The organism is Butyricimonas sp. Marseille-P3923, from assembly GCF_900184685.1.
Taxonomy (GTDB): domain Bacteria; phylum Bacteroidota; class Bacteroidia; order Bacteroidales; family Marinifilaceae; genus Butyricimonas; species Butyricimonas muris.
This window is the reverse complement of the sequence record NZ_FXXL01000007.1, coordinates 1500961-1526673: the sequence shown is the minus strand read 5'-3', so window position 1 is coordinate 1526673 and position 25713 is coordinate 1500961. Positions and strand designations below refer to the sequence as shown.

General features: G+C 44.0%; 21 protein-coding genes. 15 read left to right on the top strand and 6 right to left on the bottom strand.

Going from position 1 to position 25713, the window contains the following annotated elements; all coding sequences use genetic code 11:
• Window positions 1-150: 150 nt before the first annotated feature.
• The 9 genes from CS948_RS17775 (at window position 151) to dacB (ending at window position 10240) form a co-directional block, all read left to right on the top strand.
• On the top strand, window positions 151-807 hold the full coding sequence (locus tag CS948_RS17775) for a cell division protein FtsQ/DivIB (RefSeq protein WP_255302068.1): 657 nt from the start codon (window positions 151-153) through the stop codon (window positions 805-807).
• A gap of 12 nt (window positions 808-819) precedes the next feature.
• A complete protein-coding gene (locus CS948_RS17770; RefSeq protein ID WP_099293251.1) occupies window positions 820-1980 on the top strand; it encodes a cell division FtsA domain-containing protein in 1161 nt (386 codons plus the stop codon).
• A gap of 20 nt (window positions 1981-2000) precedes the next feature.
• Window positions 2001-3407 carry a cell division protein FtsZ gene (gene ftsZ, locus CS948_RS17765; RefSeq protein ID WP_099293249.1) on the top strand — a complete coding sequence of 469 codons (1407 nt, stop codon included), beginning with the start codon at window positions 2001-2003 and terminating at the stop codon, window positions 3405-3407.
• 11 nt (window positions 3408-3418) lie between these two features.
• Window positions 3419-4606 carry a cell division protein FtsZ gene (gene ftsZ / locus CS948_RS17760; RefSeq protein WP_099293247.1) on the top strand — a complete coding sequence of 396 codons (1188 nt, stop codon included), beginning with the start codon at window positions 3419-3421 and terminating at the stop codon, window positions 4604-4606.
• A gap of 146 nt (window positions 4607-4752) precedes the next feature.
• The gene (locus CS948_RS17755; RefSeq protein WP_099293245.1) at window positions 4753-6591 is read left to right on the top strand and encodes a DEAD/DEAH box helicase; all 1839 of its coding nucleotides are present in this window, start codon (window positions 4753-4755) and stop codon (window positions 6589-6591) included.
• Window positions 6592-6663: 72 nt separating this feature from the next.
• Window positions 6664-7275, top strand: a complete 612-nt coding sequence (gene yihA, locus CS948_RS17750; protein WP_099293243.1) for a ribosome biogenesis GTP-binding protein YihA/YsxC — start codon at window positions 6664-6666, stop codon at window positions 7273-7275.
• A 76-nt stretch (window positions 7276-7351) separates the two neighbouring features.
• Window positions 7352-8659, top strand: a complete 1308-nt coding sequence (gene xseA, locus CS948_RS17745) for an exodeoxyribonuclease VII large subunit (RefSeq protein ID WP_099293241.1) — start codon at window positions 7352-7354, stop codon at window positions 8657-8659.
• 10 nt (window positions 8660-8669) lie between these two features.
• Window positions 8670-8867, top strand: a complete 198-nt coding sequence (gene xseB / locus CS948_RS17740; RefSeq protein WP_099293239.1) for an exodeoxyribonuclease VII small subunit — start codon at window positions 8670-8672, stop codon at window positions 8865-8867.
• Entirely contained in the window at window positions 8864-10240 is a 1377-nt protein-coding gene (gene dacB, locus CS948_RS17735; RefSeq protein WP_099293237.1) for a D-alanyl-D-alanine carboxypeptidase/D-alanyl-D-alanine-endopeptidase, read from the top strand. Before xseB ends, dacB begins: the two co-directional genes overlap by 4 nt.
• 45 nt (window positions 10241-10285) lie before the next feature.
• On the opposite strand, the gene CS948_RS17730 is transcribed toward dacB, so the two are convergent.
• Window positions 10286-10612 (bottom strand): DUF5684 domain-containing protein, encoded by a 327-nt coding sequence (locus CS948_RS17730; RefSeq protein ID WP_099293235.1) that lies wholly within the window; start codon window positions 10610-10612, stop codon window positions 10286-10288.
• A gap of 141 nt (window positions 10613-10753) precedes the next feature.
• On the opposite strand from CS948_RS17730, the gene CS948_RS17725 reads away from it, so the two are divergent.
• On the top strand, window positions 10754-11359 hold the full coding sequence (locus CS948_RS17725; RefSeq protein ID WP_099293233.1) for a response regulator: 606 nt from the start codon (window positions 10754-10756) through the stop codon (window positions 11357-11359).
• A gap of 112 nt (window positions 11360-11471) precedes the next feature.
• Here CS948_RS17725 and dnaK read toward each other — a convergent pair whose 3' ends face one another.
• The gene (dnaK, locus tag CS948_RS17720) at window positions 11472-13379 is read right to left on the bottom strand and encodes a molecular chaperone DnaK (protein ID WP_099294668.1); all 1908 of its coding nucleotides are present in this window, start codon (window positions 13377-13379) and stop codon (window positions 11472-11474) included.
• Window positions 13380-14030: 651 nt separating this feature from the next.
• On the opposite strand from dnaK, the gene CS948_RS17715 reads away from it, so the two are divergent.
• Window positions 14031-17078 (top strand): tetratricopeptide repeat protein, encoded by a 3048-nt coding sequence (locus CS948_RS17715; RefSeq protein WP_099293231.1) that lies wholly within the window; start codon window positions 14031-14033, stop codon window positions 17076-17078.
• Between the two features lie 11 nt (window positions 17079-17089).
• The gene (locus CS948_RS17710) at window positions 17090-17824 is read left to right on the top strand and encodes a dolichyl-phosphate beta-glucosyltransferase (protein ID WP_099293229.1); all 735 of its coding nucleotides are present in this window, start codon (window positions 17090-17092) and stop codon (window positions 17822-17824) included.
• Between the two features lie 3 nt (window positions 17825-17827).
• Here CS948_RS17710 and CS948_RS17705 read toward each other — a convergent pair whose 3' ends face one another.
• Entirely contained in the window at window positions 17828-18091 is a 264-nt protein-coding gene (locus tag CS948_RS17705; protein WP_099294667.1) for a GNAT family N-acetyltransferase, read from the bottom strand.
• A gap of 95 nt (window positions 18092-18186) precedes the next feature.
• On the opposite strand from CS948_RS17705, the gene CS948_RS17700 reads away from it, so the two are divergent.
• The 3 genes from CS948_RS17700 (at window position 18187) to CS948_RS17690 (ending at window position 20826) form a co-directional block, all read left to right on the top strand.
• Window positions 18187-19023 carry an endonuclease VIII gene (locus CS948_RS17700; protein WP_099293227.1) on the top strand — a complete coding sequence of 279 codons (837 nt, stop codon included), beginning with the start codon at window positions 18187-18189 and terminating at the stop codon, window positions 19021-19023.
• A gap of 18 nt (window positions 19024-19041) precedes the next feature.
• The gene (locus tag CS948_RS17695) at window positions 19042-19533 is read left to right on the top strand and encodes a GNAT family N-acetyltransferase (protein WP_227215527.1); all 492 of its coding nucleotides are present in this window, start codon (window positions 19042-19044) and stop codon (window positions 19531-19533) included.
• Between the two features lie 105 nt (window positions 19534-19638).
• Window positions 19639-20826, top strand: a complete 1188-nt coding sequence (locus CS948_RS17690; RefSeq protein WP_099293225.1) for an ATP-binding protein — start codon at window positions 19639-19641, stop codon at window positions 20824-20826.
• Between the two features lie 125 nt (window positions 20827-20951).
• On the opposite strand, the gene CS948_RS17685 is transcribed toward CS948_RS17690, so the two are convergent.
• The 3 genes from CS948_RS17685 to CS948_RS17675 all read right to left on the bottom strand — a co-directional run bounded on the left by CS948_RS17685 (window position 20952) and on the right by CS948_RS17675 (window position 25689).
• Window positions 20952-22451 (bottom strand): IMP dehydrogenase, encoded by a 1500-nt coding sequence (locus CS948_RS17685; protein WP_099293223.1) that lies wholly within the window; start codon window positions 22449-22451, stop codon window positions 20952-20954.
• Window positions 22452-22528: 77 nt separating this feature from the next.
• Entirely contained in the window at window positions 22529-23704 is a 1176-nt protein-coding gene (locus CS948_RS17680) for a TlpA disulfide reductase family protein (protein ID WP_099293221.1), read from the bottom strand.
• 23 nt (window positions 23705-23727) lie between these two features.
• A complete protein-coding gene (locus tag CS948_RS17675) occupies window positions 23728-25689 on the bottom strand; it encodes a protein-disulfide reductase DsbD domain-containing protein (protein WP_099293219.1) in 1962 nt (653 codons plus the stop codon).
• Window positions 25690-25713 lie beyond the last annotated feature (24 nt).

The following is a 25713-nucleotide window of genomic DNA, read 5'->3' as shown; positions in this document are numbered from 1 at the left end:
TTGCAGGTTACAGGTTTGATTTGCGGAATGAGAATAATAACTTGTAACTTGCAACCTGTAACTTGTAACTGAAATTATTGAATGAAACGCATACTACCATACATATTATCTTGCATTTTGCTTGTTTACCTGATAATTGTGCTTACCTTTGTGGCGACAAAATTGGGGGAGGTAACATGTAGAGGGGTGCGGATTGCTGTCAAGAATACGGATGTTAATATGTTCGTGGACGAGGAGGATATCATGAAAGCGATAAAGAAGGGGTATGGGGACATAATGAACAAAAGTATTATGGCAGTAAATAAAGATGGTTTGGAAAGGATACTTGTCAAAAATCCGATGATAAAATCGGCTCAGGTTTACTACAGTTTAGACGGCTATATCCATGTGAGTATCAAGCAACGTGAACCTGTTTTGAGAGTAATGACGGGTGAGGGTTACTACGTTGATAGTGACGGGAAAGTAATGCCGTTGTCTTCTAAGTTTACTTCCAGGGTTGTTGTTGCAACCGGTGATATTAGTAAGAAATACGCGTGCGAGAAGTTAGCTCCGTTCGTGATGTCCTTGAGGGACGATTCGTTTTTGGATGCCTACATCGAGCAATTGATCGTGAGATCGAACGAGGATATTGTGATGATTCCCAAAGTAGGTGATTTCAGAATCATACTCGGTAAGGTCGAAAATAGCCGGGAGCGCTTGGATAAACTGATATTGTTCTTGAAGAACGGTATCGCCAAAAAAGGTTGGAATCATTACAAGGAAGTCAATTTGAAATTTGATAACCAAGTAGTTTGTGTTAGAAAATAAAAAATAGATATTATGGGATTTGTAGCTTCTTTAGATATGGGCTCTGAAAAAATGGTAATGGCTCTCGGGGAAACGTCCGGGGGAGAATGCCGTTTGGTCGGAATAGAGAGTGTTGCTTCTCAAGGTATCCACCGGGGAATGGTGGTCGATAGGCTTCGGGTGAAATCTTGTGTACAACGTTTACTTGATAAATTCAAGCAGGAACACGAGATGCATATCGATGCGTTGAATATCGCCTTGGCGGGGGAATGGGTGCAACAGGTAGAGGATCGGGAAGTGTCAAAATTCTCTCGGATGAGAAGAATAGAAGAGAGTGATTTACTGGAGCTGGAAAAGAAATGCCGCGGTAATGTCAATTTGGATATGGAAGAGATCGTGGACGTGGTACCCTTCGGTTATTGGTTGGACGGGGAGGCGGAGAGCGACCCGATCGGTTGCGAAGCGCGGCGGTTGGAGATAGATTTTCATGTTTACGTGGCGAGAAAGCGTATGCTGGAAGGATTACGCCAAGCATTGAACGAGTCCGGGATAGAGAAAATTAATTTTTACTCGGCGGCGACTGCAGCCCAGAAAGCACTGGTAGTACGGGGGCGGAAAGGCGCGAGAGATTTCGCCTTGATCGATCTGGGTGCTGAAAGCGTGAAAATACACGTGTTCCGGGATGGAATGATTGCGTACGACGAAGTATTGCCATTGGGGTGCAATACCGTGGAGCGGGATATAAATACGGCTTTTTCAATCGAGAGCATGGCGAGTGCCAAGAAATTGAAACACGAATACGGAATGGCATTACAAGCCGAGTGTAAAAGTCGTAAGATAATGATACCAGATACAAAATATTGTATTGATTTGCAGGATATGGTACACGTGGAGCAATGCCGTTTGGAGGAGTTGTTGGAAGGGGCGATCTGGCAGATATTGAAAAGCGGTTACTACAAGGAATTGGAAGACGGTATATTGTTGACAGGAGGAGGTAGTCGGGTGCAAGGAATTGATACTCTGTTGAATCGTTTGTCAAAACATCCGATAAGTATGGCAAGCGTGGTGACGGTAAAATCTGCCAAAGAAACACCCTTGAAAGCACCGGAGAATCTGACAGTTCTGGGGTTGTTGCGTTGCGAACGCAAGGAAACGAAGAAAAGAGGTTGGTTTGATAGTTTTTTTAAAGAATAATGATATAACACGTTTCAGCTATGTGGAATGAAGATGCGTTATTGGATTTGAGGATTCCGGAGCAGGATGAGTCGATTATCAAAGTAATCGGTGTCGGGGGAGGCGGAAGCAATGCCGTCAATCACATGTGCCGACAGGGTATCCGGGGGGTGGAGTTCGTCGTGTGCAACACGGATATACAAGCTCTGCGGATCAGTCCCGTGAAGAATAGAATACAGATCGGAAAGGAACTTACTGAGGGACGTGGAGCGGGCAGTTTGCCGGAACGCGGTAAACAGTCGGCGATAGAGAGTCTGGATTATATCAAGACCATACTCGAACGGAACACGAAAATGGTATTCATCACGGCAGGTATGGGGGGAGGAACCGGAACGGGGGCAGCCCCGGTGATAGCCAAACAGGCTAGAGAGTTGGGGATACTGACGATAGGTATCGTGACCATTCCTTTTAGTTTCGAGGGACGCAGGCGTGTGGAACAAGCCATGGAAGGAGTTGACGAACTGTCGGAATACGTGGATGCCTTGTTAATCATCTGTAACGAGAAATTACGGGATATGTACGGTAACTTGAAGCTGTCAAAGGCTTTCGAGATGGCGGATAACGTGTTGACCATAGCGGCAAAGAGTATCGCGGAGATCATTACCTTGAAAGGGTTCGTGAACGTCGACTTTGCAGACGTGGAAGTTGTGATGCGGAATAGCGGGGTGGCGCTGATGGGAGCCGGGGAATCGGCAGGAGAGAATCGTGCCATGGAAGCCGTGCAAATGGCTTTGGAATCCCCTTTGCTGAATAGTAACGATATCCGGGGAGCTTCCAATATATTGCTGAATATGTTGTACGGCTCGAAAGAAATCACGATGGACGAGATCACGTTAATCACCGATTACGTGAAAGAACTGGTCGGACGGGATGTAGATGTCATCTGGGGAGCCGGGAAAGACGAGTCGTTGAACGAGGAGCTGCACGTGGCGGTTATCGCTACCGGGTTTAATAATTCTCCGGTGGACACTAGACGGAAGGCGCCTACATTCAAGGTGGAACGGGTAGATGATCTGGAGATGAAATTGGAGAGCGCGAAAGAGGTCGAGGAAGAACAACGTCGCCGGAAACAACAGGTGGAAGAAAATCGTCGCATGCGTCGGGAGCAGGAAGACCAACAACGTCGTGTCGCACGAGAGAGAGAGGAACGGGAGCGAAAGACTTGGCGGGATGATGAAGAGATGAGGGAATTTGAAGATGCGGATGATGAACCGTTGTTCAAACGGAAACGGAATATACGTGAGCATAACGAGGAATATGACCGGGAGTTCGAGCGGGAGAGAGGACGCAAGAGAGGATTGAACGAGGTGCCCGACGTGGATAGCTGGTTCAAGCGTAAGTTAGGAAATATGTTCAATGAAGATATGAGCAGGGATTCTGAAATGTAAAATGTATTGTCATGGTAGATGGATTGATCAATTTTAATCAGTACGAGATAACGACACCAATTATTAAAGTGATCGGTGTCGGGGGAGGTGGCGGTAATGCCGTCGAATACATGTACCGGCAAGGAATATGTGATGTGGACTTCGTGCTTTGTAACACGGATTCGCAGGCATTGAACCAGAGCCCGATAAAAACTCGCATTCAATTGGGTACCGGACTGGGTGCGGGCAACCGTGCGGAAGTCGGTGAAGCGGCAGCTCTCGAAAGTGTGGATGAAATTCGTGGGTTGTTGAGCGTGAACACGAAAATGGTATTCATCACGGCAGCCATGGGAGGCGGAACCGGAACGGGAGCTGCTCCCGTGATAGCCAAACTTGCCAAGGAAATGGGTATCCTGACGGTAGGGATCGTGACGATACCGGCACGTTTCGAGGGACCGAAACGGTTGGAACAAGCCCGTGTCGGGGTGAGTAAAATGAAAGATTACGTGGATTCTCTTATCATTATCGATAACGAGAAAATACAGAGAATATACGGACCGCAACCTTTGTCCTGTGCTTTTGGCAAGGCGAACGATGTATTGAATATCGCGGCAAAAGGTATTGCCGAGATTATTACTTTGCCGGGATACATTAACGTGGACTTTGCGGATGTGCGTACCGTGATGACCGATAGCGGTATCGCTATCATGGGGGCGGCGCAGGCAGCCGGAGAAGAACGGGCGCACCGGGTTATAGCGGATGCTTTGAATAGCCCCTTGCTGAACAAGAATGATTTGGCAGGAGCAAAGGATATATTGTTGAACATCACGTCGGGTACGGACGAGATCACGATGGACGAGATGAACGAGATCACCTCGTATGTCATACGGGAGGTCGGGGACAATGCCGCTATAATATGGGGTGTAGGAACCGACGAATCGTTGGGTGATGCCATATCCGTGACGATTATAGCCACGGGATTCCCCATGGACGACGTGGATACGATACCGATTCCCGGTCCGAAGAATGCGGTGGCGACAGAGGAAGTGGCGGAACCCGGCAGGAAAAAAGAATTGGAGAAAGGAGCGATCAATTACGTGGAGGAACTGCTAAAAGAAACAGACGTGGTGCTTCGGGCTGATTTGTCGCGGGAACAGATAAAAGAATTAGAGGAAACTCCGGCCTATACGCGGAGACATATTAAAATAGACAGAACCTAGCGATTTCGGATTTTACGATTTTAGATTTTAGATTGGAAACCACACGATGGTTTCAGTGAAAATTGAAGAAGCTTTGGAAAAGTTGCCCGTCAACTTTTAATTGTAATCGAAAATCGAGAATCGAGAGGGTAAATTAAAACAGTTTAATGGAAAAATTTAGAGAATTAGGAGTAAGCGAGGAGATGCTTAAAGGAATCGCGGATTTAGGGTTTGAAACACCGAGTCCGGTACAGGAAAAAGCAATCCCCGTTATTTTAGGAGAAGAGAACGATTTAGTAGTATTGGCTCAGACCGGGACGGGAAAAACAGCCGCATTCGGGTTGCCGCTGTTACAGAAAATTGAGCCGGAGTGGAATAATGTTCAAGTCTTGATTTTAAGCCCCACGCGTGAATTGTGCGTGCAGATTGGGAATGACTTGAAAAACTACTCCAAGTATCGTAAAGATATCCGTGTGACGTGTGTGTATGGAGGTACGGATATTAAAAGACAAATCAAAGATTTGCAGAGAGGTGTACACGTGGTCGTGGCTACACCGGGGCGTTTGGTCGATTTGCTGAATCGTAAGGCTATTAACATCGAGAGCGTGTTTGCCGTCGTGCTGGACGAGGCCGACGAAATGCTGAACATGGGATTCCAAGAAGATTTGGATTTTATCCTGAGTAATACGCCCAAGGAAAAGAACACGTATCTTTTCTCGGCAACCATGCCAAAAGAGGTGGAACGGATTGCCCGCAATTATCTGGTAAACCAACAGGAGATATCTGTCGGTAAAAAGAATCAGGGAGCCGACACCGTATCACATCAGTATTATATGGTACGTGCCAAGGATTGTTACGAAACATTGCGTCGTATCATAGACTGTGCGCCGAGTATGTATGCCATTATCTTTACCCGCACGAAAAATGACGCGCAAGAAATTGCCAAGCACTTGCAACGGGACGGGATTGATTGCGATGCATTGCATGGTGATTTGAGTCAGGCACAACGCGACAGCGTGATGAATGCTTTCCGGGCAAAACGTTTGAAAGTGCTGGTAGCCACGGATGTGGCGGCACGCGGATTGGACGTGGATACATTGACACATGTGATCAACTATAATTTGCCGGAAGATGTAGAGAGTTATACACATCGTAGCGGTAGAACCGGGCGTGCCGGAAAAGAGGGAATTTCGATAGCGATCATCCACTCGAAAGAGAAAGGAAAATTGCGTCGGGTAGAGAATATGCTTAAAAAAGAATTTAAATACATGTCCGTGCCGGGTGGAGAAGAGATTTGTCGGGCACAGTTGGCGTTCTATGCCGATAAGATCCTTACTTCAGAGGAATACGAGGATATGGATGTGTATGCACAGGATGTATATGATAAATTTGCCGAATTTACGAAAGAAGAATTACTCCGTCATCTGGTGTCTTACGAGTTCGGACGGTTGTTGCAGAAATACAAGAATACCAATGATCTGAATATCGAGGATGATGATCGCGGAGGACGTTCGGAAAGAGGAGATCGCCGTGATCGTAGAGGACGTGACGGGGATACCGTGTACAGCACTTTCACGTTGAATGTCGGTCGGGAAGATGGTTTGACGCCGAAAGATCTGATGTCCTTGATTAACAAATATTCCCGTCGTCGGGGTATCGGTGTCGGAGGAATCCGCATTTTCGATACGGACACGAAGTTCGAGATTGATGAGGAAAGTGCATCTGATTTTGAAGTTGATTTCAGTAAGGTGCTTTTCAACGGAATACCATTGGAAATCAAGGCTATTCCTACCCGTGACCGCGGACGTCGTCGGGATGATCGGGGTAGAGGTAATTTCTCCGGTAGAAGAGATCGGCGTTCCAATGACCGCGGCGGTGATTCTCGTGACCGTGGTGGACGCCGTGAAGACCGCGGCGGAAGCGGTAACGGTGGAAAACGTAGAGGCAGACCGGGAAGTGACCCGAAAAAGCCTAGAAATTTCAACAGATCTTCTTCTCGGAGCTAAATAATTTGTAAATTTGAAGATGTAGAGACATAAACTACATCTTCAATTTTCTTCATTTTTAAATAAGACATTATGGAAGTTTACAGTGCAAAATTTGTGACAAGTAACACGGATGTGAGTAAATGTCCGGAACCTGACAGACACGAGTACGCGTTTATCGGGCGATCAAACGTGGGAAAATCCTCGTTGATTAATATGCTGACGAACCACAGTAAACTGGCCAAAACATCCGCCAGTCCCGGAAAGACACAGTTAATAAACCATTTTTTGATTGATGACAAATGGTATTTGGTCGATTTACCGGGATACGGGTATGCCCGTACATCAAAAACACAAAGGTCGCAATTTAGTGCCATGATCAAGAATTATATTTTGAAACGGGAAAATATGGTTTGTTTATTCGTGTTGATAGACAGCCGCCATGAACCGTTAAAAATCGATTTGGAATTTATGGAATGGTTGGGGGAAAACGGAGTACCTTTCGTGATGGTATTCACGAAAGCAGACAAATTATCCACCACGGAACGTATGAATTGCATCGCCAAATATCACGAGGGGATGAAGGACACGTGGGAGAGTATGCCGATAACCTTTATGACTTCTGCCGAAACCAAGTTGGGACGGGTAGAATTGTTATCTTATATTGATGAGCTGAATCAATTGGAGCTGGAACCAATGGAGTGAGATTTGATTTAGAAGAAAAGAAGCGTAAATAAGCGGGTAGAAATCTAAAATCGACAATCTTAAATCTAAAATTTCAATGACTCCTATCGGTTTATATCAATTAAACAGTCTGGTGAAACAAGAGTTGAAAAACCGTTTCCCGGATACTTTCTTGGTGATTGCCGAGATCGCAGACGTGAAAGAAAACCGTTCGGGGCATTGTTACCTAGAACTCGTGGAGAAGCGGGAGGGGGATGATGCCGTTATTGCCACGGCAAGAGCAACGATATGGGCTTTCACCTATCGGATGTTGAAACCGTATTTCGAAACAACGACAGGCAAATCCCTGCAAAGAGGGATAAAAGTCCTTGTCAGCGTGGAGATCGTTTTTCACGAGCTGTACGGCTATTCACTGAATATAAAAAATATTGATCCTACTTTCACGGTAGGTGATTTGGAGCGTAAGCGAAAAGAAATTATCGACCGCTTGACACAAGAGGGAGTGATTGACATGAATCGAGAGTTGGAGTTACCCATGCTTCCGAAAACGATAGCCGTGATATCCTCTCCGACAGCGGCGGGGTACGGGGATTTCACGGATCAATTGCATCGGAACGTGTACGGTTACGCCTTTCATACCAAGTTATTCCCTGCCGTTATGCAAGGGGAGAAAACAACGGAATCGGTGATTGCCGCACTGGAAAGGATATACGAGTACGAGTCGCTTTTCGACGTGGTGGTTATTATTCGCGGTGGTGGTTCTCAAACGGATTTGGGAAGTTTTGATTCATATGACTTGGCGGCAAATGTGGCACAATTCCCGATTCCTGTACTCGCGGGCATCGGGCATGAACGGGATGAAACTATCGTTGATCGGGTGGCGTACCGTAGTGTAAAGACTCCCACGGCGGCAGCAGCATTCCTGATCGAACGATTCAATGAAGCGGAGGGACGCTTGGAAATAGCCAAAGAGAGTTTGATGCGGGGAGCTAAACGATTGTTGCAGGACGAGAAAACTCGGCAAGTGGTAAAGATTACCGAATTAAAACAGTTCACCCGTTTATTTTTGGAGGGACAGGAAAACCGTTTGATTCTGGGCTCCCGACGTGCCAATCATGCCTCGGAATTGTTTCTGGGGAATCAAATGAATTATTTGGAACGATTGAAAACACAATTCGGGGTGAAAGTCGCGGAGATACTGACAGCAAACCGTTATTTTCTGGAACTGGCGGAAACCAAGATGAAATACGCCGATCCGAAAAATATACTGGAGAAGGGATTCTCTATTACCCGTGTAAACGGGAAAGCCGTGCGGGACAGTGTTCTCGTGCGGGATGGAGATATTCTGGAAACGGAATTGTTTAAGGGTGTGATACGAAGTGAAGTTAAAGATATAGATAAATAAAGGAATTATTATGGAAGAGAATTTGACCTATAAATCAGCGATGGAGGAGATTGAGAACTTGGTAAAACTCTTGGAAGAAAATAAGTTGGATGTAGACGAGTTACGAGAAAAAGTAAAGCGGATAGCCGTGCTTGTCGAATTTTGTAAAGAGAAATTACACAGTACGGAGGAAGAAGTAAACAAGGTGTTGAAATCCATTGCCGAATGATGAACTTCTGGGGAACCGTTATTGTTCTCTTGTTGACACTTGGTCAAGGAATAGCGCAGAATCCCGATAAATTGCAAGCCTTGTGGCAGCAGGAGGGACTGAAACATGCGGCGATCGGCGTGAGCGTGAAGAATGTCACCGGCGGCAAAGTCGTGTATGAACATAACCCCGGAATGGCTTTGCGTCCGGCTTCCGTGTTGAAGCTATTGCCCACCTCGTTGGCTTTGAAGTTGAAAGGTGACTCGTTGACCTATCAAACTAAAGTATTTTACACGGGAGAGATAAAAGAAGGGCTACTTCAAGGAAATATCGTTATAGAAGCCGGGGGTGATCCCTGTCTTGATTCGAAGTATTTCAAAGATGCTGTCTTTACGAAACGTTTGGTGGATTCGATCGTCGGACTGGGTATAAGACGTATCGAAGGAGCCGTTATTATTCAGGGCGAGGGGGAACAACCCTATATTCCGGGTTCGTGGCCTTGGGAGGATATTGCCAATTACTACGGGGCTTTGTATCACCCGTTCAATTATCGGGATAACACGTACACGGTCACTTTGGCATCCGGGAAACCGGGAACACGTACCCGTGTCGTATCTGTCATCCCGTCAGTACCGGGAGTGAAATTACAAAATGAGGTTTTAGCCTCCGTGAAGCAACAGGATGACGCGTGGATATATGGTGGTCCGGAGGCTTCCGTGCTGTTGGTGCGAGGAACTATACCTGCCAACCGTTCTTCTTTTGCCGTGAAAGGAGCTATGCATAAACCGGCATCGGTTTTTCGGGCAGAGATAGAGAAAGAATTGAAAGCGAAAAACATTATCGTGGAAAAGAAAAAAGGTGTTTCTACCGAATGTCGCGAATGGTTTACTGTTGAATCTCCGTTACTAAAAGAAATCGTTTTCTACACGAATAAAAATAGCGTGAATCTCTTTGCCGAAGCATTGGGTGCGCTGGTAAACCCTTCGGATTTTGAAACTACGGTGAAACAAGAATTAAGTGTTATCGGCATTGATTCATCGGGAATCACGATAAAGGATGCTTGCGGGCTTTCTCCCTCCAATGCCTTGCCTGCAGAGGTAATCACGGATTTGCTATTATGGGCGAAAAGTCATTTGGGAGATTCTTTTTTTGCTTCCTTACCCCGAGGCGGTATTGACAGGGGGCTACGTGTATATTCAGCCGATCCGGTATTAGGCGGTAATTTAAGAGCGAAAACAGGTTCTATGTTTGGAGTGCGTGCCTTGGCCGGATATTTGTCAACACGGAATAGAGAAACATTGGCATTCACCATATTCGTGAATAACTACACGGGTGATCCGGTGAAAATTCAAGAAACTATACGGGATTTTTTGCGAGAACTGGCAAACAGTTAGTAAAGTTCATAAGATGCATGCACCTTATGAACTTTATAAATTCGTTTATTCGTTTTTGAAAGTGGCATCTCCGAACGCCAACATCGGTAACGTGATGAAACCGAAGAAGATAGTTGCAATCGTGAATCCAACACCTTTACCGAATTTAGCTAAGAATTCGCGTAGCATGAGGAAAGAAAACACGATGTTTGCAATCGGCACGAAAATGATGATCAAAAGCCACCACCACGGTCTGTTGATAATTTGAAGCATCACGTAAATGTTGTAAATAGGGATAATACCTTCCCAACCTTGTCTGCCGGCTTTTTCGAAGATTTTCCACATGGAAACCAACATCAAAACGACAATAAGCAGATAAATTAATCCGACCATAATTTTGAATTTTTAATTAAACATTTATAGTTTGAATGAATATTACTCCACGTTTAGCACACATGCTAAATATGGCGCAAAAGTATAAAAATTGAATGTTCTGCAAAAGTTTTTTGCTATATTCTTATAAAGTTTTTACACTTGAACGGTAGAAAGATAAAAGTAACCACAATCTTTGATCGTTTCACAAAATTGAATACCTTTGCCCAAGGTTCGGGATTAGGATTGGCGATATGTAAGATGCTGGTTGAAAAAATGGGCGGAGATATATCTGTCGAATCCGAAGAGGATAAAGGTTCTATTTTTAAATTTACAATTCCTTATCAAGAAATTGCAATCGAAACAGGAATGAACGATATGGAAAATAATGAAACAAAAAAAAGCGTAAGTGCCGGTAGAACAATTCTGGTTGCAGAAGATGTTGAGAGTAATTACCTTTTATTGAAAGCTATTATCGGAAAAATTTATACATTGGTTCACGCGTGGGATGGGCAAGAAGCAATAGATTTATTCAAACAATCAAACCCCGACCTTATCCTCATGGATATAAAAATGCCGGTACTGGATGGTTTGGCTGCAACCCGTGTGATTCGGGCGGAATCTAAAGAGGTACCAATTATCGCCTTAACCGCTTTCGCTTTTGATGACGACCGGGTGAAAGCATTGGAAGCCGGATGTAATGATTATCTGACAAAACCATTATCAGCTAACTTGTTAAAAGAAACGATAGCGAAATATCTTAAATAAATAGTTTACAAAAATCATAAGGTTTATAAAGTGGTATTACTACCTTATAGACTTTATAAACCTTACGAATTTTATGGACTAAAAAAGGGACTGTTTTTCAGTCCCTTTTTTCTTATTTCACTTCCTCGAAATCAACGTCGGTTACTTCTTGATCTTTACCACCGTTGTTCGGTTGTTGTTCCGCATGAGGTGTACCTTGTTGTTGTCCGCCGGCTTGTTGTTGGGCGTTATACATCTCTTGTGATGCAGCTTGGAACACGTTGTTCAATTCATCGATTGACGAGTTGATTGCGGCAACGTCTTGAGCTTTGTGAGCGTCTTTCAGTTTCTGCAAAGCGGCTTCAATCGGTTGTTTCTTGTCTGCAGGCAATTTATCTCCAAACTCTTTCAATTGCTTTTCGGTTTGGAAGATCATACTGTCGGCTTTATTGATCGTGTCGATACGTTCCTTTTCAATCCGGTCAGCTTCGGCATTAGCGGAAGCCTCGTCTTTCATTCTCTTGATATCAGCGTCCGAAAGACCGGATGATGCTTCGATACGGATGGATTGCTCTTTTCCGGTAGCTTTATCCTTGGCAGATACTTTCAATATACCGTTGGCGTCGATATCGAAACTTACCTCGATCTGTGGTACACCGCGCGGGGCTGGTGGTAGACCGTCCAAGTGGAAACGTCCGATTGTCTTGTTGTCTTTTGCCATGGGACGCTCTCCCTGCAACACGTGGATCTCTACTGACGGTTGGTTATCGGCAGCCGTTGAGAATACCTCTGATTTCTTGGTCGGAATGGTCGTGTTGGACTCGATCAATTTGGTCATCACGCCACCTAACGTCTCGATACCCAAAGAAAGCGGGGTTACGTCAAGCAACAGCACGTCTTTTACCTCTCCGGTCAATACACCACCTTGGATAGCGGCACCTACTGCCACCACTTCGTCCGGGTTTACACCCTTTGACGGGGCTTTGCCGAAGAACTCCTGTACCTTTTTCTGGACAGCCGGGATACGGGTAGAACCACCTACCAGAATCACTTCGCTGATCTCGGAAGCGCTGATGTTAGCGTTTTTCAAGGCACGGCGACATGGTTCGATCGTGTTTTGCACCAGTTGGTCGGTCAGTTGCTCGAATTGAGCTCTTGTCAATGTTCTTACCAAGTGTTTGGGCATTCCGTCTACCGGGAAAATATACGGCAAGTTGATTTCCGTTGACGTGGAACTTGACAACTCTATTTTCGCTTTTTCTGCCGCTTCTTTCAGACGTTGGTGAGCCATCGGGTCTTTCCGGATATCCACGCCTTCGTCTTTCTTGAATTCGTCGGCAAGCCAGTTGATGATTACGTCGTCGAAGTCATCACCACCTAAGTGAGTATCACCGTCGGTTGATTTTACTTCAAATACTCCGTCACCCAATTCAAGGATAGAAATATCGAAAGTACCACCACCCAAGTCGAAGACAGCGATTTTCATGTCTTTGTCTTGTTTATCCAACCCGTAGGCCAAGGCGGCAGCCGTCGGCTCGTTGATAATACGCTTAACCGTTAATCCGGCAATCTCTCCGGCTTCTTTTGTGGCTTGACGTTGAGCGTCATTGAAATACGCGGGTACGGTGATTACCGCTTCCGTAACTTCCTGTCCCAAATAGTCCTCGGCGGTTTTCTTCATTTTCTGAAGAATCATCGCGGAAATCTCTTGCGGAGAATATTTCCGGTCACCGATCTCGACACGCGGGGTGTTATTGTCACCGCGTACCACTTTGTAAGCTACCCGGTTAATTTCTTTTGCTACTTGATCATAGGTTTCACCCATGAACCGTTTGATAGAATATATTGTTCTCGTCGGGTTCGTGATCGCTTGACGTTTTGCGGGGTCACCTACTTTTCTTTCGCCATTGTCAACGAAAGCGACGATAGACGGTGTCGTTCTCCTTCCCTCACTGTTAGGGATCACCACGGGTTCGTTACCTTCCATTACGGCAACGCAAGAGTTCGTGGTTCCCAAATCTATACCAATTATCTTTCCCATATTGTTTAATATTATAATGTTATTATTTTCAATACTTGTTTTTCGTTCTTTGTCCTCGAATAGTTTCAAGAACATTAATCTTTTATCAAACGGTGTGCCAGCCGGAAAATTGGAATATTTAATGACATGATTACTGACAGAACGTCACGATTTGTCATAGATGAGGCTTGGATATAGAATTGATCCTTGTAACGTTCTGTCCGGTTTGTCATGTTATCTTTATGACGATGCAATCTGAGGCTTGCGGGAAGCTGTTTTCTTACCGGAAAGTAAACTTTCTCGGTTTTTTGTCATTCCCTTAAAATGTTATTGTGTTGAATCCCAATACAATATTCGATGTAGTTCCGATGTAATAAGGGATCAAAGACGTTACACCTTCGATACAAAGACGTTTCAAAGACGTTCACGAACGTCTTTGAAACGTCTTTAATCTGAAGATGCATTGAAATAGAGATACTTATATATGGGTGGTATATCGGAAATGCCTAGGTATTAGATGCTTGTCATGTTTTTGGAAGGTGATAAAAATATGCATATTAAATACTTTTTAAGAATGATGTTTGCTATAAAGTTTTTTATTATATTTATCCCCTTAGAAGAGATTCAATCAGGCTAGAAGATAATATAACTTGTTGTGTAAAAGAAATTATAGTGGAAGAGAACGTGAACAAAGCTATCCAAGTGATTGGTTTTAGCGGAAATACAGATTTTCATGAATCCCTCTTGGGTTCGGGTAATGACTTGCGGAGTAACTTTGTTTTGTTGAGGTCGGGATGTAGTCATGAAGAGTTCTTGAAGACACTTCAGAACGTGGATGCTGACGAGGTCATGTTGGTCGATCTTGACCGGGTGGCGGTAAATACTTTGTCAACTTTTGTGCAGGCATATCGTAAGTCATGCCGGAAAGAGCATTTGTATTACGTGTCGGGACAAAAACGGAAATTATGGTTCGGTTTTATGGATGTGGCATTGTGGAGAGGGGATCGGGTAATCACGGATTCTCCGGTATTGATCGGGCAGAAGTCTTTGTTCATGAGATCATACGCCGGGCAGGATTTGGATGATAACCTGTTGCGGGCGGTAAGTTATAGTTTGCAGAAAGCATACGTGAAATTCAGTCGTTTGGAGACAACGGTCACTTGGAAGGAAACAACTGCGACTTCTAATCCGGCTGTCAACTATTTGTGGCGGGTACCGTTTCAATTTCTGGTATCCGGTCGTTTTTTTACCACGTTGTTCGATTCCGGTAATCGTGCCCGACGGGATATGGTCTATCGTATGCTGATGTTGCTTTTCGGGATATTCGTGTTTTTCTATATGCCTTACGTGAGCAAAGATTACGGGATTAGTGGCGATGAGTTTGTAGACCACCGTCATTCCGGTTACGTGTTGGATTATTTCATGAAAGGGGATAAGGCGGCTCTAAATCAGCCGAAAACGGCGTTACATCTTTACGGAAACTCGATGCAGGTCGTGGCGGCTGTTGTGGCAAACGTGATCGGTGCGGATGACGTGTACGCCGTGCGGCACGTGGTATGTGCCTTTGTCGGGGTGCTGGGGGTTATCGTTATCGGACTGATGGGATTGCGTTTCGGGGGTGGGTTATGCGGTTTGCTGTCCATGTTGATGCTTTTCTTCTCGCCGCGTTTTTTCGGGCATAGCATGAATAATTTGAAGGATATACCTTTTGCCGTGGGATATTTGGTTGCTATATTTTATTTTGTCCGGTTGTTCGATCGTTATCCCGTGATAAAACTGCGTCACGTCATTGGTGCCGTGTTGGGTATCGCTTTGGCATTGGGGACTCGTTCGGGAGGTTTGCTCCTGTTTCCTTATCTGGTGATGTACGGAGGTTTATTCTATATCCTTTGGGTAGGTTTCAAGGAATTTTACAAGTTCTTGAAATACCGGAAAGAGGTGGAGAATATCCTGTTTCTTATCGTGATCGTGTTGTTTGTCGGCTATTTCTTGTCTATTGTCACGTGGCCTTTTGCCATGGCTCGTCCTTTCACGAACGTGGTCTTTTCTTTGAAGGAGTTCACGAATTATAATATCGGGTTGCGTACCATATTCGAGGGACAACAGATGATGTCCAATATGTTGCCCGTGCATTATGCCCCGAAATACTTGCTGATCGCGTCGCCGCTGGTGGTGGTGATCGGTTTCTTCGGGTACTTTATTTTTATGGTTTCGAGGAAGAAAGAGTTTTCATTACTTTCTTTCTTTATCCTGTTTTCACTGGTGTTTCCCGTGTTCTGGGTGATTTACCAGAAATCGAATTTATATGGCGGAATCCGGCATTTGTTGTTCGTTATGCCGTTCATGGTGTTGCTGGCTGCCCGTTTCTGGACATTGTTGCTGTCCGTGGCTCCCAAATACCTGAAACTCGTGTCGGCGTTCGGGTTTATCGGTTTGCTTTTCCTGCCGGCACGGCATATGGCAGTGAACCACCCGAATGATTACGTCTATTTTAACGAACTGGTAGGAGGGGTGAAGGGTGCTTATGGTGATTACGAAACAGATTACTATTATAATTCTTTGAAAAAAGGAGTGGATTGGTTTAAGGCGAACGTGGATTACAAGGGACGTCCGGTCACGATCGTCACGAATCACAGTGCCAATTTGCAACACTATTTCCGGAAGGATACGAACGTGACGGTGATTTACAGCCGATATTACGACAAGTATAGTAAAGATTGGGATTATATGATATTCGGTAACGTGTATATCAATAGTTACCAGTTGAAGAACGGGCTTTTCCCCGTGAAAGAGGGATTCCTTCATTCCGTGGATGTGGATGGTTTGCCCATGTGCGTGATCGGGGAACGTACTTCCAAAAAAGATTACGGGGCGATATTGTTGGAAAAGGAAAAGAAATACGCGGAAGCCGAGGCGGAACTGGAGGATTATTTGAAAGCCCATCCGTGGAACGAGGAGATGTGGATGCGGTTGGCGAGAATGTATTACAGCGCGCACAAACACGAGGATGCCTTACGTTGTGCCGGGGAGGCGTTGAAATGGCAGCCTCAACTGATGGACGCGTTGAATATAAAGGCTCTCAGCGCGTTGGAGTTGGGACGTTATGCCACGGCGCATCAGGCTGTCGATGGTATGTTGGCTCAGAATGACGTGGCTTCTTCGTCCTATTATTTGAAAGGATTGATTTATTACACTGAAGGGAAGGATAAAGAAGCCCTCGATCAAGTGAATAAAGCGTTGCGTTATAACGGACGTAACGATCAGGCTCTGGCGTTAGGTGGTGATATTCTGAAACGTAACCGGAGTTACGCGAAAGCTATTGAAACGTACGAAAAGGTGGTGCGGGCAAAGAAAGCGGACGAGAAGGTATTGCTTTCACTGGCAGAGTGTTATTGCCGGGTGAAGAACTACAAAATGCTGGAACAGGTTACAACCTTGCTGCACGAGCAGGGACGGGATAAGGTTACTTTGCGGAAGATTGAGATACGGGCTTTCTTGCAACAGAAAAAGTCGGCGGAAGCACGTGAATTGTTACTGCAAATGAAGGACGTGAAAGAGGATAGCGAGTTGATGTTGCTGTGGGGATTGTACGAATTGACAGAGGGGCGGCGTGCTTCGGCGTTGGAATACGCGAAGAAAGCCACGGAACTTGATCCTCACGATTGGGAAGCCTCGGAATTGCAGAATGTACTGTCCAAAGGGGGCGACATCCGATTATAAAAAGAGACGCGATGAAAAAAATATGTATTATAATACCTTGTTATAACGAATCCCAACGTTTGGAAGTATCCAAATTCCGTGATTTCGTGAGGCACGACGAGAGATTTGATTTCTGTTTCGTGAATGACGGGAGTAAGGATAACACTTCCGAGGTTTTGCGTCGGGCTGTAGCCTCGGAACCGGAACGGTTCCTGCTGGTGGATAACGCCGACAACCGGGGAAAGGCGGAAGCCGTGCGGAGTGGCATGCTGTACGCGGCTTCGTTGGGACGGTACATGGCGATAGGCTTTTTGGATGCCGATTTGGCTACCCCGTTAGAGGATTTGCATTTGCTGTCGGAAGAGATGGAGTATAAGCAGGGGGTACAGATGGTGATGGGAGTCCGGTTGAAACGGTTGGGGGCAAACGTGCAGCGTAAAGCGTATCGTCATTACTTGGGGCGGGGATTCGCCACGTTGGTTTCCGTGCTGTATCAGCTTCCCGTGTATGACAGCCAATGCGGGGCGAAATTATTTAAAAGCGAGTTGGTACCCGTGATTTTTAAAGATAGTTTTAATTCCAAATGGCTCTTTGACGTGGAACTGATTTTGCGGGTACGGAAGGAGCATGCCGACTACGACAAAATCATTCACGAGGTACCTCTCGACACGTGGGTGGAGAAAGGGGATAGCCGTATAAAGTTCACCCATTTATTGAAGATGCCGAAGGAGTTGTTTAATATATACTGCCAGTACATGGCGAAATGAAAATCAAAGATATTCCGGGTGTCTTTTTAACCAGACGACAGCGTAAGAGCAAGTCGCTTTGGGTTTCAACTCGTTGGCTTTTGCGTATTCATAGGCGGCTTCGGTCAATGCCCCGGCTATGCCTTGTCCCTCTAATGCCGGGGGGACAAACGTGTGGATGATATCCAGACTACCGTCGTGTAAATAATATTCCGCGTAGGCTGTCATGCCTCCGATTTCGATTTCAAACCGCTGTTTGTTGGGATAGTGAGTGATTTTGTAATTCATAAGTTCTTTTTTATCGTGTACGAAAGTAATAAAAAGAATGTTATGGTTCATTTTTTTATTCTATATTTGAAAATAAAACAATAAAACAGAATGATATGATAGAAGCACCGGAAGCAGTTTGTTTGGCAAGGCAATTGAATGAAACGATCAAGGGGAAGCGTGTTACTTATGTATTGGTGCGTCACACGCCGCATAAATTCACTTTTTCTTGTGGAAACCCGGACGAGTATCCCGAAATGTTGCAAGATAAAATCGTGGGAGAGTCATGTGCTTACGGGGGAATGGTGCAGGTAAATGCGGGGGATGTAAAACTTGTGTTCACGGATGGGGCGAATTTACGTTATTATGCACCGGGGGCGAAATTGCCGGACAAACACCAGTTGCTCGTGGGGTTCGAGGATGAAAGTTGTATCATCGTTTCCGTACGCATGTACGGGGGAATACTTTGTTTTGCGGGCGACTCGTTCGATGGCGGGTTGAACGCCTATTACAGTTGCGCCAGAACAAAGCCGCAAGTGATGTCGGATGCTTTTACCAAGGAGTATTTCTTGGGATTGATTAACGCCGGGGACGTGCAAAACAAGAGCGCCAAAGCATTTCTGGCGACGGATCAGATGATTCCCGGTTTGGGAAACGGGGTGTTACAGGATATCCTGTACAATGCCCGTGTTCATCCGAAAACGAAGATCGCTACTCTATCCGTGCGGCAGCGGGAAGAATTGTATCATCACGTGAAAGATACCACGCGTGAAATGCTTGAGAAAGGTGGTCGTAGCTCGGAGAAAGATTTGTTTGACCGGAAGGGAGGATATATTTCTTATTTATCCAAAGATACGGTCGGGACTCATTGTCTTCGTTGCGGCGATACGATATTGAAAGAAAATTACATGGGAGGAAGTATCTATTATTGTAACACCTGTCAGAAATACTGATACTTAAATTCGTTCGATATGAGAGCGATAGAGTGTGTACGAAAAGCTACTATCCGGGATATTCCTGCCTTGAAACAGTTATTCCGGGAAACCGTCTTGTCTGTGAACCGACAGGATTACACGGCAGAAGAAGTGGCCGACTGGGCTTCCTGCGGGGAAAATGACGAACGTTGGGAGAGGATCGTGTATTTTTATTACACTTTGCTGGTAGAAGATGAGGACGGTCATGTGTTGGGATTTGCCGCGCTGTCGGCAAAAGGATATTTGAATTCCATGTTCGTGCATAAAGATTTTCAAGGGCAAGGTATCGCTTCAACCCTGTACGGTTTTATGGAGAGAAGAGCCCGTGCCTTGAAAGTATCGGCAATCACTGCCGACGTGAGCCTCACGGCTTATCCTTTTTTCCGGAAATTGGGGTTCGTGGTGGAGGAAGAACAGAGTTACCCTGCCAACCGTTTATTCCTGAAGAATTACAAGATGGTAAAATACTTGGAATATGATGGAGAATAAATAGGTGATATTATATTAAGTGGTGTTTGTAGAGTAGAGGATATTTCATATATTTGCATATATTATTGAGTAAAAATACTCACTCCATTGAGTAAATTGTTATGTATGTATAAAAGAGAGCAGTATCAGATTATAAAACAGCGAATAGAGGAGTCAAGGCATTTCTTGCAAGTTGTATTGGGGCCTCGGCAAGTTGGAAAGACAACTGTTGTCAAACAAGTTCTAAAGGATTTGGATATTCCGTTCCAAATCTATTCTGCAGATAATGTTCCGGCCACTCAAGTGTCTTGGATATCCGATTGTTGGAACACGGCTCGAGCTCAAATGCGTGTAGAAAAATATGTTGAATTTGTTTTAGTGGTTGATGAAATTCAGAAAATAAAGAATTGGAGTGAGGTTGTAAAGAAGGAGTGGGATGAGGATACATTTAATGATATAAATATTAAAGTTCTTCTTCTTGGTTCTTCGCGGGTGCTTCTGGAAAAAGGATTATCGGATTCAATGATGGGACGTTTTGAGGAAATTAGAATGACTCATTGGTCTTATCCCGAGATGCGGGATGCTTTTGGTATGACGTTAGAGCAGTATATCTTTTTTGGAGGTTACCCGGGTGCAGCATTTTTGATTGATGATGAAGAACGTTGGAGTCAGTACATAAATAGTGCAATTATTGACGCTACAATTAATAAGGATATTTTGTATGATTCTCCGGTAGGAAAACCCGCTCTGTTACGACAGGCTTTTGAATTAGGTTCATCTTATTCCGGGGAAATAGTTTCATTGACGAAGATGGTCGGAGCGTTACAAGATGCTGGTAATACAACAACTTTAGCCAGTTATCTGAATTTGCTCGGGGATAGTGGACTACTTGGCGGATTACAAAAATTCACGATTGACCATTCTCGTCAGCGGGCAAGTGCTCCGAAATTTCAAGTCTATAATAATGCTTTGAAAAATATTTACGGAGATCTGACTTTTAAGGAAGCTGTTATAAATAGTAAAGAATGGGGACGTATTTTTGAATCGGCAATTGGAGCTCATATTATTAGTAACGCTTTTATTGGTGGATATAAAGTTTTTTATTGGCGGGAACGTGATAAGGAAGTTGATTATATTCTTCAGAAAAAAAGTCGTATTGTTGCTATAGAAGTGAAGAGTAACAGAGAAAAGTATAATGCCGGACTTGAGGAAATTCGGAAAATGTATAATCCTTATATGACTATGGTTGTGGGAGATGGAGGAATGAAAGCCGAGGATTTTTTAAGTATTAATCCTACAAAATTATTTGAATAATTAACGGAGAATCTTTGCTGTATTTTTCTGTTCAAAGGAATACCCGTTGGAGAAGACCAGTTTATCTTTCCAACGGGTATTTTTGTGTGAGTTTACAGTATGTTGCCTGATAAACTCGTGTTTTTTTATCTATTGTGATCTTTCAAGATTACATCGTGAGCGCCGCCTTCCACGATACTGGTAGATGAAACCAGCGTGATCTTGGCGTTTTTCTGCAATTCGGGGATTGTGGTTGCCCCGCAACTGCACATGGTAGATTTAATCTTTCCGATGGTTACGTCCAGATTATCTTTCAATTTTCCCGCGTAGGGAACGTAGCTATCCACTCCTTCCTCGAATTTCAAGGATTCGCTGCCGCCCATGTCGTAACGTTGCCAGTTGTGTGCGCGGTTGGAACCTTCGCCCCAGTATTCTTTCACGTAGTTGTTTCCCACCATTAATTTTTTGGTGGGGGACTCGTCGAAACGGGCAAAATAACGTCCCATCATCAAGAAGTCGGCACCCATGGCAAGAGCCAATACCATGTGGTAATCGTGTACCAAACCACCGTCACTGCAAATAGGCACGTAAATACCGGTATCCTCGAAATACTTGTCACGGGCTTTTGCCACGTCGATAACGGCAGTCGCTTGTCCGCGTCCGATACCTTTTTGCTCGCGGGTGATACAGATGGAACCGCCACCGATACCTACTTTGATAAAGTCCGCTCCGGCTTCAACCAGATAACGGAATCCGGCTTGATCTACCACGTTTCCGGCTCCCACGAGTACTTTGCCGTTGTATTCTTCCTTGATCCATTGCAAAGTTTCTTTTTGCCACTCGGAGAATCCGTCGGACGAGTCGATACACAACACGTCTACTCCTGCTTCCACGAGGGCGGGAACCCGCTCTTTGTAATCCCGTGAATTGATACCCGCACCGACAAGTAATTTCTTGTCCGTCATGTTCAACAGTTCGTTCGGGTTATCCTTGTGACTATCATAGTCTTTGCGGAACACGAAGTAAGCCAGATTCTGGTCTTTGTCTATGATGGGCAATGTATTCAGCTTGTGATCCCAGATGATTTGGTTCGCTTCGCTGAGAGTCATACCTACTTCTCCCACGGTTAGTTTGGAGAATGGGGTCATAAACTCTTTTACTTTCCGGTCTTTCGGGTCTTTCTCCCCGCGGTAATCCCGGCTGGTTACCAATCCCAGCAATTTGCCGTTCGGGGTACCGTCGTCAGTCACTCCCATGGTGGTGTGTCCCGTCCGTTTCACGAGAGCTAGCACGTCAGCCAAGGTGGCTTCCGGGGTGATGTTCGAGTCGCTGGTAACGAATCCGGCTTTGAATTTCTTTACCTTGCGAACCATTTCGGCTTGCGATTCGATGGGTTGCGAGCCGAAAATGAATGACAATCCGCCGTTACGGGCAAGCGCTATCGCCAGTCCCGAGTCGGAAACCGACTGCATAATCGCGGAAACAAAAGGAATATTCAGCTCGATAGCCGATTTTTCGCCTTTTTTATACTTCACCAAAGGTGTTTTCAATGAAACATTGGTAGGAATACACTGTTTCGTGGTTAAACCGGGAATAAGCAGATATTCTCCGAAAGTTCTTGATACATCGTCCAAATAGATTGCCATAGAGTTTATCTTTATACGAATTGATTAAAAATTGGGCAAAGATAGTAAAATCCGTCGAATAATCAGAGCGTGTAAAGTTATTTTTTTGCCAGTCGCACGTCCAGCCATTCTTTCAGCTCGTGTTTGTCTTTTGCCTTGCCCACGATTTTGCCGTCCGGGTCGATCAGCATCAGAGTTGGAAGATAGGGAACAACATAAAGAGTTGCTACCTTGCCAGCCCTATTTGGACTAGAAAAGTTATCTGTGACTTGTAACCATGGAAGTTGATCTTCTTCCAATGCTTTTAGCCAATCTGCTTTTCGACTATCATTTGTAATACCAAGTATTTCTACATTTTTCTTTTTATATTCGGCATACAATTTTTTCATTTCGGGAAAAGACGCCCGACAGGGGCGACACCAGGATGCCCAGAAATCTAGAATTACATATTTCCCTCGCAAATCAGATAACGACAATTTTGCTCCGTCCGGAGTTTCCAAGGTGAAATCTGGAGCTAGTTGTCCCGGTTGTATTCGACGTTTTGCTGTAATTTCTTTTTTTATAGGTTTTGCAAGACTACTATTTTGTACATTAGGGGCCAAGGAGTTGAATATTTCTTCCAGTTCAGGAAATTCCATATCATTTTGTAAGATAAATAAACAAGATGCCGCAGACTCGACAGTATGATTTTGTATGATCATTTCTTTTTGGCGTTTTTCGGTTTCCAGTTTAATTTCCCTGCACAACGATTCTGTTTCTTCTTGGTATTTATAAAATACTTCTTTATCTCCGTTTTTATGGAGTTCTTCTCGTTTTTTTAGAGCTGCCGCATGTTCTTTGAATTTGGGTGATTGTAATAATTTCTCGTAAGTATGGTTAAATTCCCGATATACTTTGTCGTTAAGAGAACCAGTAACCTCGCAATTCGGGATATGACGATAACCGTATTGATCAACCACATCATCCCAGTTACTCGAGATTGTTATGAGTGAGTTTTCCATGATGATATTGATAAATGCCGATTTTTCGTTGTCAGGACAAATGTTAATCATGGCATGTATAGGTTCATCAACGATTCCGGTAAAAGTAAAATTGCCATTTCTTAGTTTTACGGTATCTCCATTTGTGTTTTGTGTCTCACCATTATTTTTAATCAAGATGGCTTTACCATTTCCTGCTCCTTCAATATGGCCTTTTATTTTATAACTTTTTGTTTGAGATTGGCAGGCTAACAGTGTTAGCCAGATTAATCCGATAAATGTCATTTTTTTCATTTCGTAATGATATTAAAGTGAAATTATTTTTTTATTATTACATTGAACTCTTTATTTTGTGGAGGTTGGCACGAATGGCTGTCACAGCATTGGTAACCGAAAGTGAATTTGATGTTTGTAGGCAATTGTTCGCATCTGATTATTTGTGACATTATTATCTCACCTTCATAAATTTTAGTTCCATTGTTTCCAAAATTAGCAGCAGCAGGCATTTGTATTTTTCCTTCTAAATAACAGTCTTCCGGCAAATCAAATTTGATTTCCATGGGAATATAAGGATCACCCATCCCTACTTCTTTATAAATGTGGAACCCTTTGTATAGGTTTATTTTAATTTGAACTTCAATCAAATTATTTGCTTTTATCTTTCCTTGTGTTGTAATAATAATTGGATTATTGGCATCGGGGATGGCTTCTGATATTTGGGATGTTTCATTTGTTAGAATGGTCTTGCGTCGTTCCAAAATAGAATAATCATTACCTGGAATGTTTTTAGAGCCATTAATCATGAAAAACCAACCACCAGATTCGGTGAAAAACATTTTGCTTTCATATTTGTCATACCATTTACGCCATTCAGAAGGTGTGGAAAAATCGCATAACGTGTAGCGAGCAAGTATACGTTTGGCTCGTTCGATTTCTTCACCTTTTTCCAAACAGGAGATGGCTTTATTCAGAATTTCTTTGTTGTTATTAGCGATTCCCCAAGCTTTGGCGTCTTCGTCAATAGCCAATCCTTGTGTATTGCCTCCCCCGTAATAATAAGGTTTATTAGAATCATAGTATTGGGCGTATAAGGATTCGTCATTCCCAAATCGAGTGTATAAATCCGGGCCAACGGCTTGTTTTAAGTGATCGATGAACGAAGGTACAGGCATTTCTTGCGGTTGATAGTTTTGTAGATAGGTTGTTTCCTGATCTGTTAGTTTTTCCCCTTTCGTTTGTTTTGCTTTTAATTTTTTAATCGCCTCTTCTTGCTGTTGAGTGATTGAATTCAAATACTTTAAGGTGTTATCATAAGAAGCACGAGATGCCGAGTATTTCATCTCTTTGACGGTTTCACGGGTTGCTATATTTGCTCGATATTTGCGAACGAGTGGTGTTTGCTTGTATTTTGCGATATAAACCACGGTGTTAGCGAACACGACTTTTGCCTCGTTGGTCATGTATAAAGGAGAAGCGATGAAGCCCCAGTGGAAAAAGTTAGCGTGACGACCGATGGCTACTGCATCAGGTGATTTGGCACAGACACCGCTTGAAATATATTCGCAATCGGGAGAATCTGTGTATCCCCAAGGACGTGAAACCAGGCCAATATTAAACGATAGATCCGTTTTATAGCCTTTCGTTTGTATGCGCCACATCATCAAGGAATCAGGGATGTCTTCTTTAAACATAAATTGATAATAGAATGCTTCCTCCGGGGTGGGAAGTTTCTCTAGAGTCATTTTTGTTTTGAACGGTTTGTGAAAAATAGGATGTTTCAAATTTATATGATGCGCACATGCATCCAAACATAGGCAGAACCAATCGTTTTTTATACCAAGGCGAGCGCCGATACGATCACTGACGTTTCCGATTGTGATGCAGGGAGATGAGAAATCATCTGGTAAATAGCGAGCTGGAGTGTATGTTTTAATTTTTCCATAAGCATCATATTCTATTGTTCGTTGTTCGATGGCAGGAGGTAAACCATCAAAGATGGTTACATCGTAGTTATCAGACATGTCTGGTGTATAATCGGTTGCGTCTATCGCTGTTACCGTGTCGAAATAGGTTTTTAATAATTGAGTAAAAGCCTCTTTCCGTTCCCTAATACTTTTTTCGATACTTTCTTGTGTATTTGTTTTGTTATCGGGGTTTAAGTCGGAATTTCCTCCCACGTACAGAATACGAATTTCGTTCGGCTTCTTGTCATCACTTGCTTTGCCAGTGAAATTCAAAAATATAGCAAAAATAAATAGCAATAAATATTTACTTCTCATAATATGTAAATTTAGTAAATTATA